11 protein-coding genes and 1 pseudogene are annotated in these 9,312 nt (G+C 50.8%); 4 read left to right on the forward strand and 8 right to left on the reverse strand.

Features of this window, described 5'->3' with window-relative positions:
- Positions 1 to 7 precede the first annotated feature (7 nt).
- Entirely contained in the window at positions 8 to 1,474 is a 1,467-nt protein-coding gene (locus tag CKL79_RS17470) for an SLBB domain-containing protein (RefSeq protein ID WP_121970858.1), read from the reverse strand.
- Between the two features lie 1,262 nt (positions 1,475 to 2,736).
- On the opposite strand from CKL79_RS17470, the gene CKL79_RS17475 reads away from it, so the two are divergent.
- Entirely contained in the window at positions 2,737 to 3,588 is an 852-nt protein-coding gene (locus CKL79_RS17475; RefSeq protein ID WP_121970859.1) for a WecB/TagA/CpsF family glycosyltransferase, read from the forward strand.
- Here CKL79_RS17475 and CKL79_RS17480 read toward each other — a convergent pair.
- Positions 3,585 to 3,941: a nucleotidyltransferase domain-containing protein gene (locus CKL79_RS17480; RefSeq protein WP_170944101.1), complete on the reverse strand. Its 357-nt coding sequence runs from the start codon at positions 3,939 to 3,941 to the stop codon at positions 3,585 to 3,587. The genes CKL79_RS17475 and CKL79_RS17480 overlap by 4 nt on opposite strands.
- Positions 3,928 to 4,323 carry a HEPN domain-containing protein gene (locus CKL79_RS17485; RefSeq protein ID WP_121970861.1) on the reverse strand — a complete coding sequence of 132 codons (396 nt, stop codon included), beginning with the start codon at positions 4,321 to 4,323 and terminating at the stop codon, positions 3,928 to 3,930. The genes CKL79_RS17480 and CKL79_RS17485 overlap by 14 nt, the downstream gene beginning before the upstream one ends.
- Positions 4,324 to 4,465: 142 nt before the next feature.
- On the opposite strand from CKL79_RS17485, the gene CKL79_RS17490 reads away from it, so the two are divergent.
- Positions 4,466 to 5,032 carry a Uma2 family endonuclease gene (locus CKL79_RS17490; protein WP_121970862.1) on the forward strand — a complete coding sequence of 189 codons (567 nt, stop codon included), beginning with the start codon at positions 4,466 to 4,468 and terminating at the stop codon, positions 5,030 to 5,032.
- Positions 5,033 to 5,150: 118 nt separating this feature from the next.
- On the opposite strand, the gene CKL79_RS17500 is transcribed toward CKL79_RS17490, so the two are convergent.
- From CKL79_RS17500 to CKL79_RS17510, 3 genes and pseudogenes are all read right to left on the reverse strand, one after another.
- Positions 5,151 to 5,402 carry a hypothetical protein gene (locus CKL79_RS17500; RefSeq protein ID WP_240518937.1) on the reverse strand — a complete coding sequence of 84 codons (252 nt, stop codon included), beginning with the start codon at positions 5,400 to 5,402 and terminating at the stop codon, positions 5,151 to 5,153.
- Positions 5,383 to 5,524: pseudogene (locus CKL79_RS17505) on the reverse strand (IS4 family transposase); the annotation flags it as partial. The gene CKL79_RS17500 and the pseudogene CKL79_RS17505, both read right to left, overlap by 20 nt.
- Before the next feature lie 345 nt (positions 5,525 to 5,869).
- Positions 5,870 to 6,631 carry a PTPA-CTERM sorting domain-containing protein gene (locus CKL79_RS17510; protein ID WP_121970864.1) on the reverse strand — a complete coding sequence of 254 codons (762 nt, stop codon included), beginning with the start codon at positions 6,629 to 6,631 and terminating at the stop codon, positions 5,870 to 5,872.
- A gap of 907 nt (positions 6,632 to 7,538) precedes the next feature.
- Between CKL79_RS17510 and CKL79_RS17520 the strand changes: the two genes are divergently transcribed.
- Both CKL79_RS17520 and CKL79_RS17525 read left to right on the forward strand, forming a co-directional pair.
- Entirely contained in the window at positions 7,539 to 7,835 is a 297-nt protein-coding gene (locus tag CKL79_RS17520) for a hypothetical protein (RefSeq protein WP_121970866.1), read from the forward strand.
- A gap of 285 nt (positions 7,836 to 8,120) precedes the next feature.
- Positions 8,121 to 8,342, forward strand: coding sequence for an addiction module protein (locus tag CKL79_RS17525; RefSeq protein WP_121970867.1), 222 nt, complete (start codon positions 8,121 to 8,123; stop codon positions 8,340 to 8,342).
- A 262-nt stretch (positions 8,343 to 8,604) separates the two neighbouring features.
- On the opposite strand, the gene CKL79_RS17530 is transcribed toward CKL79_RS17525, so the two are convergent.
- On the reverse strand, positions 8,605 to 8,835 hold the full coding sequence (locus tag CKL79_RS17530) for a hypothetical protein (RefSeq protein WP_240518938.1): 231 nt from the start codon (positions 8,833 to 8,835) through the stop codon (positions 8,605 to 8,607).
- A gap of 38 nt (positions 8,836 to 8,873) precedes the next feature.
- A partial coding sequence (locus tag CKL79_RS17535; RefSeq protein ID WP_240518939.1) for a DUF4058 family protein occupies positions 8,874 to 9,312 on the reverse strand: 439 nt, incomplete at its 5' end.

The following is a 9,312-nucleotide window of genomic DNA, read 5'->3' on the forward strand; positions in this document are numbered from 1 at the left end:
TAGCCACTTATCTGAAAATGTCGAAGAAGCGAAAGATGGAGAATAGGCCCCCTAGTGGGCTGGTAATTGTCCCTAGGGCATCGGTAACGCTGGCCAGACCACTGCGGTTAACGATAATGACATCGTTGTTTCTAATAAGCGGGTTGTTTTCTTCGTCGATGCCTTGGGCAAAATCTACGTCTATCGTGGAGCGGCTAACGGTGCCGTCCTCATTAAGGCGGACGAGTTCGGCAGAGCCTCTGCGGGCTCGGTTGTTAAAGCCACCGGCTGCTAAAATTGCTTGGCTAAGCGGCGTATTTGGCGGTAGCTCAATGACGCCTCCCTGTTCAACTTCACCCACAACGTTGACCCGGATAGAGTCAGGCGAGAAGCTAGCAGAGGCTAGCTCACTGACTTCTGCGGGGGTGAGCGCAGTGGCCACTGGAACAAAGACAGTATCGCCTTCTTGTAAGATGGCGTCTTGCTGCAAATTACCTGCTTTCAGCAGTTCCCAAAGGTCAACTTCAAAGACTTGCGGGGTACCCGCTCGGGTGGGGCGAACTACCTGAACCTTTCTGATGTCGGCCTGAGGTTTGATGCCACCTGCTACTTGAAGGGCTTTGGTAACGGTGGTAGGCGTATTAGAAGAGCCTGCAGCACCCGGCGTGCCAGCGTCACCAGTACGGGCAACCCCACCCTGAAGCGTATAAGGGCCAGGACGATAGACTTCGCCGATGATGGCAATGTTGATAGCCTGATTGACATCTGTTGCGAAGCTAGCATCTGCTAAAAGGGCGGCACTCTCAATGGGTACTAAAGCGGTAGGGACAAAAACTGAATCGCCGTCTCTCAATGTAACGTCTTGGCTGAGATTGCCGTTGCGAATGAGATCCCATAGGTTGACGGTGACTAGCTGCTGGCTACCGTCTGCTCGGGGCCTGCGAACCTGCACCTGGGCAAGGTCGGCAGATTGAGTGATGCCGCCAGCGGTTGCGATTAGCTGGCTGAGGCGGGAAGACTGGGTTTCGTTTTGATCAATGGTGTATGAGCCGGGGCGGCTGACTTCGCCAGCGATACCGATTTGCAGGGGGCGGCGATTTAGCAGGCTCAAGGTGATGATCGGGCGGCGAAGGTATTGGCCGTACTGACGAGAGATGGCGGCGGAGGCTTCATCCAGGTTGAGTCCGTTGACGTTGACTTTGCCGACTAGCGGAAGATTTAGCGCGCCATCGACTAAGACCTGGCTTTCGCCGCTGTATTGAGGGACTCTGAAGATAACGACGTTGACGATGTCGCCTGCGCCTAAGGTATAAGCCGATTCGGGGACTGGGGCAGTAGGGGTAGGGGCCGGAGGGGCGGGCTGAGTCAGAATAGTGGGCAGGCCCTGAGCAAGTGGTGAAGACTGTGCTCTGACGGCAGGTGTGGCGATGCCGCTGATGAGAAAGAGACTACCGAGAGTCGCTATCTTGAATCGGTAAAAAGGTTTGAAGGGCATAGATTTCAGCAGGTGTAGATGGGGCGGTTGGGCAAGGCTTTAGACTGGCTTTTTGGAGGCGCTCCTAAAGCTCTTTGGGTACTTGGTGTTTTGCGTGAAACTGCTCTGTATTACACACTTTCAAGAAATGCTGCGGTTCTCCGGACGATAGTGCTGTTTGGCGATCGCTCAATAGTTCTGCTCAATAGTTTGTCCCAACGGTTCGTTAGGTAGGTTTGCACGCTGACAAGCTCAAATCCGCCACATTTCTTAAACGCTTGCCTGAACTTCACAGAAAAATTACAAGATCTCACAGACAAAAGCTTGACAAGTGCAAGGCAATAGGAATCTCGCCTGATCTCCTTCTCAATGAGGCGAACGGGCCATATAGCCTGACTGTGCAATGGAGAGCTTCCAAAGTAATGACAGTCAATCTGGCCAGTGGCGGCTCACGTTAAGAAAGCTTTCTGTATCACGGTGATTTAAATGACTTGTACCGAGTTTTTTGGGATCTTAGATCAGCGATGATCGTGAACTTTTTATGAAGTTGAGTGAAACCACGGATTTTGCACTTGCACATACGGAGGGAACTGTGCAACTGTAAGCAACGTGAGCTGCATGAACTTGATGCAGCGGCTCAAAGCATCTATCTCTAGTTGGAAAGCTAAGACAAAAGACGATTCAGCAAAGCATCAATCTAGTGCTATCTACCGACGCATTTCTACCTTATCTACCGTTTTTCGCAGTTATTCTTACAGTCGGCTGATGGGTTTAATCAGCTGATCATCACTAAGCATCTAAAGGCACTGTTAATTAGAAAGTTAATTAGAAAGCCCTTGCTAAAGCTCTGAACGCCAGAGAGCTAGCTCAGTCTTGCACAGTCTTAAGACCGTGCGACTTAAGACCGTGCGACTTAATGTTGTTTCAACAAAAGCATTAGCGGCGTAAGTTCACTTCCTATCTATCTTCCTTCGAGGAGACGAGAGATTGGTTGCGGTTGTTGGTTGGCTGTTGATTATTAGAGACGCTGGTTAGCCGGGCTGCTCTTTTTTGCATTTTATTGATGATCGCGCTGACCTATTTGGCTTGGCTTGGTCGGTAGACTCGTTTGTACATCGATTTTCAAGGAATTTTGCGTTTAGTTTTCCTTGGGTTGGTGATGCTTCAGGGTTGTAAGTTCTGTCTGAGAGACTTTTAGAGACTTTGCTGACAGGCGATATTAAAGATTTTTCAGGGTTCATCGTAAGCAGTCCATGTTCAAAGACTATGCAGACTTTTAACCCATGTTTTATTTCAATAGCTCAGAGTCCGGGCAGTTTACTGGGCAGTTTAAAAGTTCCCTGCCCACTCAGAATGTGACGGGTTTTCCGATCTCAGCTTTGTCTTTTGACAATCAGGTGAGTGTGATTATGCAGTGGGCGATCGCGCGTTCGAGTCGTGTGGTTTGTGTCTCTAATGTGCATATGCTGATGGAAGGGCACTGGCAGCGTGAGTTTGCCAGAGTGCTAGTCAATGCTGACCTGCTGACGCCAGATGGGATGCCGCTGGCCTGGATGACGGGTCTGATGAAAGGGCAACCGCAAGATCGGGTGGCGGGGATGGAGCTGATGTTGGCGCTATGTAAGCAAGCGCAGGAGTCAGGCGTCAGTGTCTTTTGCTTAGGGTCTACGCCTGAGACGCTGGAGACGATTCGTCAGAAGCTGGCGAAAGATTTTCCTGAGTTGCAAGTGGTGGGGATGGTATCGCCGCCGTTTCGGGCGCTGAGTGAAGAGGAGGATGCAGCGATCGCCCATCAGATTAATGAAAGTGGCGCAGGCTTGGTGTTTGTCTCTTTGGGTTGCCCAAAGCAGGAGCGCTGGATGGGTGAGCATCGGGGGCAGGTGCAGGCGGTGATGGTGGGCCTGGGCGGGGCTTTCTCGGTGTATGGGGGTGAGAAGAAGTGGGCTCCGGTGTGGGTGAGAAAGTATGGGCTGGAGTGGTGCTACCGGCTGAAGCAAGAGCCGGGGCGGCTGTGGAAGCGCTATGCAAGTACGATTCCGCCGTTTTTGTGGCTGGCGTTTAAGCAGGTGGTGAAGATGCGGCTGGGGATGAATCCTGATCTGTCTTTGCGGCAGCAGTGGGTGAGGAATAGTTAAGAATGCGCTGCTGTCTGCTTTATCCAACAAGTTTCTTCGACGAGCGTTTTGTAAAATCGAGGTTGCTGGGTAGGTAGCTGCTCCCATTCGTGAACTGTATATACCTGCGCTTCTACCGGGACGGGAATCGTACTAAAGTCCCAAAGATTGTAACGGTGATTAAATGGCAGGTTGCTTTCTGTGACGATGATGACGACATCTAGATCGCTACCGACGCCAGCGTCATCGCGAGCATAGGAGCCGAAGTAGCCAGCAGACAGTACGGTAGATGCTGCGGTACCAGAAGCTGTGCCCAGTTGCCGGACCCATTGACTGATGGCGGTGTGAACCTGGTGTCGGTTAGGCCATTTCATGATCGACGAATTCAACGATCTCACTGGCATATTTAATGGCCTCCTGGCTTTGCAATATTCCGTAATGGTCGAAAGGGGAGCCTTCTGGATGGCTGTCTGGATATCGGGTGGGGATGTAAAAGTTGTCTAGCACCTTGGCTTTTTCAAGGAGTAAAGTAGGTATCTCTGGGGCTTGGTCTGGCGGTAGCTCGGTAAACAGGCGTGCTACTAAATGCCCCCAAGCTTCTTGTCCGAGTGCTAGATGTAGCGCTTTAACCGCTTTTTCGGCAGCTTGGTGTGCAGCAAAGCAAGCCCATTCGTATCGTTCGTCTGCCTGAGATGCTTGCGCCTGCTGTAAATCGCGTTTGGCCTGCCGCAACCAATCTAGCGCTCGGTTTGGCATGAGCCTGAACCTGTGGATGTTGGTATCTCTAGTTTAACTTGGCAGGCTGCGATAGCTTCTGTCACTTTGCTTACTCGCTAAGGCGGCTTGAGTAGAAGGCTGTTCGATACAATAGTGGGTGAGCGCTTATTTACTGAAGGCTATGGTTGCTGATTCAATTCGCTGGACGGTAAGAGATTTGGACGCGATGCCGAAGGCTGGCGGCTGGCGGCGTTACGAAATTATCGAGGGAGAATTGATCGTGACTCGTGCCCCGCATTTTCGGCATCAAAGAGCGGGTGGCCGTATTCACGTTGAATTAACGAATTGGTCTGACCGGACGGGGCTTGGTGAAGCTGTCGAAGCACCTGGCGTAATTTTCACTGAGGCGGATGCGGTGATTCCGGATGTGGTGTGGGCGAGCAATGAACGAATAGAGAAGGGGATGGATGAGGCCGGGCACTTCACAATTGCGCCGGAGCTGATAGTGGAGGTGCTTTCGGCAGGTGATGCGAATGAGCAAAGAGACCGGGAGACGAAGCTGGCGCTGTATTCACGGTATGGTGTGCCGGAATATTGGATTGTGAACTGGCGGCTGAAGACTATTGAGATTTATCGGCGGCAGTCAGCTCAGCTTCAGCTAGTGACGACGCTGCTGCCCGAAGATATGTTAACTTCGCCGATGCTGCCAGGGTTTAGCTGTGAGGTTGCGGCAATCTTTGATAAGTAGATGAAGGATGTAGAAGCTGTTTCCCTGCAAGCCCTTCATTTTCTTTCAGGCGAGTGACAGTATTCGCACAGGGCATTGGCTCGCCTGCGGACTCGCTGACGCAGGAGATCGTTGATGGTCATGCTGGTGCAATCAGGCGGGCATTGAGGTGGGTGAAGAAGCGCTCTAGCTCATTGATACTGTCGAGTTTGTCTGCTTCTTCTGAAGATAAGGCATCCAGTTCGTTTTTTTTCAAAAGCTCTTCTAATTTGGCCTGAAGTGCTTCGGTAAACTTGAATAGCCAGAGTCCTTCAATTGGCTTGTAATCCTTAAATTGATGCTCCCGCAGCCACCGGATCAACGCACCAGGTGATTTTGGGATTTTGGACAAAGTAGTTTAATCGCTCCATCTGGCTGCGAGCTTGGCAGTCCCGATGACTCAGATAGGGAAACCAATGGGCTCAGACAGGCACTTTGAGCCTGTAAAATCGCAGCGACATTCTCACAGAAGACTGGGTGCATCCCGGTTGTGTAACCCTCACCCTAAATCCCTCTCCCTGAGGAGGGAGAGGGACTTTGAACTCCGGCTCTTTCCCCGAGGGAGGAGGAATTGGGGGATGAGGGGCCAAATTTGCAAAAGTGGGATGCACCCCACAGAAGACAGAAGACTTGTAGATGTCGTTGGTCTTGGGGACAAATCCATTGACTTAGTTAAGCTGGCAGTTGTTGAGCTTGCAGCTGACGATAAAGCTGGGGGACTGACATCGGATTATTTCTTGTTTGGAAACTTGAGCATCCCATGTCTTCCCCCGATTTGTCACCCTTGTCTCACCGGGAGATTCCCTATATATCGACTCTTCAGGACTGTTCTGCACCACTAAGCTCAGCAACTTCAGATTTGCGCTTCCGCAGCAGACCCAAACCCATGCCCACTAGACCGGGCAGCAGTGCCGGTGTCGGGATTGCATCTGCATTGACAGTTGCCATGTCAAACCGCCAGGAACCATCAGTAGCGTAGGTGCCACCAGTCCCCGCATAACCACTTGCGCCCGGAGCAAAAGCAGACACAATGCGGAATGTAAAGTTTGCGTTGTCGTTTACACCCAAAATACTAGAGAGATTAAACATATTGTTGTTAGACCAGGTATTGACGGAACCCACAACCTGTGAGCCAAAGTCTACAAAGTTTGTCCCATCTGATGAGTACTGAAACTGTGAGAACTTAGAGGAAGTGGCGCTAAAGTACTGGTCAAAATTGACCCGAACGTTTTGCTGCCCAACTGTAGAAACCTTGAACTCAACACCAGCCGTCTTGTTTAGAGCAGTTGCAGCCGGATAGGTAGTTGTGTCGAGAGCAGAATCGTCGCCGACCCGTGGATCTGAAGACATCCCGCCATCCTCAGCCGTAGCAAACGTACCTGTAGTCCCACCGATACGCATGACAGTGCCAGTTCCAATATTGGGGATCAGGGTGCCTGTTGCAGGATTAGCATCAGGGACAGGTGTGTTGAAGTTCCACTGAGTCAGCGTTGCAGCTTGAGCCGAACCTTGCAGCACTGCGATGCCTAAGGCGGCACCAGCAGCAATCACGGCCACTTTGTTAGTTAAATGGAGAGTCATGTAATTAATTCCTTAAGATGGTGAACGGTATGTGGTAGCGCTCCCTCATTACCGATCTAAAGGGTTTAGAGCTAACGATAACAGCGGTTTAGCCGCTATTACACTCTATGTACCCGGCATTGCTCACCCTAAATCAACTAATCTTGACCAGTCAAAGCTATCAATATAATTTGCAAGTGATTGTGTTCTATGTAACATTTACTATGAAGTTTTCGAGAAGAGATCTGATTTTCAGCGATATAGCGATCGCCACTTACACGATATCTGTAGCTGAATCTACAGTCGAGCAGTAGCTTCATTCTTCACCCAACCAAAAGCTATCTGGCAGCGGATCGTTGAAGTCGTCACTCATGACAAAAGCACCGGGATGCAGTCCGGGTTTTCGCTTAGAGGGCTGCTGGATGGGGGGCAATGGTTTATTTTCTTTGAACTGTAAAAAATCCAGAATTTCTGTATTAGTATCGCTATAACCGTTATGTGCTGAGGGCTAAGTGGCTACGCCGTCGTACGTAGGCGTAGCCTTCTCTGCGAGTATGCATCCGACGACGGCTATATAGCTTGGGCTTGAGGGTACCGTGCCCTTTCGTTTACTCCAGCAGGTTTCCTGCGTAATTATCAAGATTCTCTGTATCAGATAGTTGATGCTTTTGAATGGGGGCTGATACGCTGTCTTTTAGCGAGCGCACTTTTCGTAAGTTGCGGGTGATGCAATCGCTAAACTGCCTCGAAAAATTTAGCCGCTACCGGCATTGGCTGGCACCAACACCGATAGCTCGCCCCTAACACTGCAATGACCAGTGAGAGAGGTTGTGGACATTTTCACAGCCCCCCTGACTTCTGGCAAGTTGGGGGGGCTAAGTTTTTCGTGGTTTTTCTAACCCATATCCTTTGAATACGTAGAGAAACCATGAAAACCATGACTTTTGTGACCGGTCAACCGCTTGCGGCTGGCCAAGTTTCGCCCAATCTGAGTTCTGTGATGGCCTTGCCTGAGGGGGTGCCAGTGGGGAGTGGGGGGAGGCGATCGCTCCGTCACATTTTGCTGGGCCACCCTGAAGATGTGCGGCAGACGATCCATCTGCTGCACACCTTGCACTACGCAGAGACTGTGCTATGGAGCCCGATTATGACCGTAGAAGAAGCTATCACCATCACGACTGCCCAAGGTGAGGCGATGAGTCTGCTGCGGCGATGGGTTCATTAGGGTTATTGAGGGATGTGAGGTGAGATACAGTACCGTTTACCCGCTAGTGGCGAGGATTATTTGCACTACGTTTATGAATGTAGGTATTTAGCGTAAGTAGTCTTGCGTTTTGGTGCCCCTTGGCAAGGGGCACCAACGGAGGGGTCTCGGTGTGTAGCGGACTCATTGAGAACCCCTCCCTTACGGTTCCCCTTGGGAAGGAGAACCAGCCCTGGAGGTTTTATTGTGTACTCATCCTGGGCTGACGCTACAATTGGGCCAGCGTTGAGTTTTGGCTTAGGAAATATGCAGTCTCTGCTAACCATCGAAATGTCTCAGATGAGCGTGGCCGAGCGTATACAGCTGGCTGAGGATCTTTGGAATAGCATTCTCTCAGGGCCTGAGGGTTTGCCGGTTACTGAGCTACAAAAGGAAGAGCTAGATCACCGGCTAGAAAGGCACAGCCAAAATCCTGAAGCTGGATCGAGCTGGGAGATTGTCAAAGAACGGCTCAATAATCAGCAATGAGCTACCCACTGCTCATAAGCAGTATTCGCAAAAATGGTTTGCTCGCTGAGAAACTTCTCGCCTGAGGATAAGCGGAATTTTATTTGGCTTAGGCGGCATTGCTAGGCTGCGAAGGCGCTCGTAGCTGACGATTTAGGCTTATCAGGTCAATGTTCCGTAGCTTTGCTAGCGCCATCAACGCGGCTAACCTATCAGCTCTGTATTACTCTAGAAGATCTTCATAGCAAATGAGTTCTTGATGCTCAGTTTCGCTCAGCTTGTACTATGCAGAGCGATCGCGTAAATCATTGAGTCTGATTTGCTCAGCTTCAGGCAGTTGCCTTTGAATGATATCGGCTAACTTACCTTCTTCTTCCACAGCGCCCTGCTCAGGCAGCTCTACCAGCAGCTCTAAAAGCTGCACAGCAGTAGGCAGGTTTTCCTGAGGTATTCGTTCGATCAGCGAGAGCGCTTTTTGCCGGTCATTTTGTCGGGGGTCTGTATGGGAAGACATGCTGCAATCCAATCATCTGAATAGATATTTTAGCAAAATCAGCATCGTACCTGATAGTTGGTTTGCTGTCCGCCTGCCATTGGCATGGGCTCTCCTTTGCGCAGCAGGTCGATTTCTATGAGGTGGGTGGCGCTGCTTAACACGGCCTGTCTTTTTGCCAGGTACTTTCGTCGTCCGTTGCCGCTCTGCTTGTTGCTGGGCGATCGCACTTCTATCACGGTTAATACTCGCTGAGTGGCAATTTCCCTGATTTCTAAGTAACGCTCGCGTCTTTCTAAGGGCATGGGTAGCGTCACCTGCGAGTCTATATATACTCGGGTTTCGACGGCGGCTCTGTATTTGGGTAGTAGCTGAGGGTTCAGAGATCTGGCAATTTCGACTTTGACTACTCCCCGCTCTGAAGAGACGGGGATTCCCCGGTTACCCAGAGAGTTTCCTGTTTCATAGCAGTTGCCTTCAAAGCTAATGCTTATCGGG

The sequence above is a fragment of the Leptolyngbya sp. BC1307 genome (assembly GCF_002286735.1).
Lineage (GTDB): Bacteria > Cyanobacteriota > Cyanobacteriia > Phormidesmidales > Phormidesmidaceae > Phormidesmis.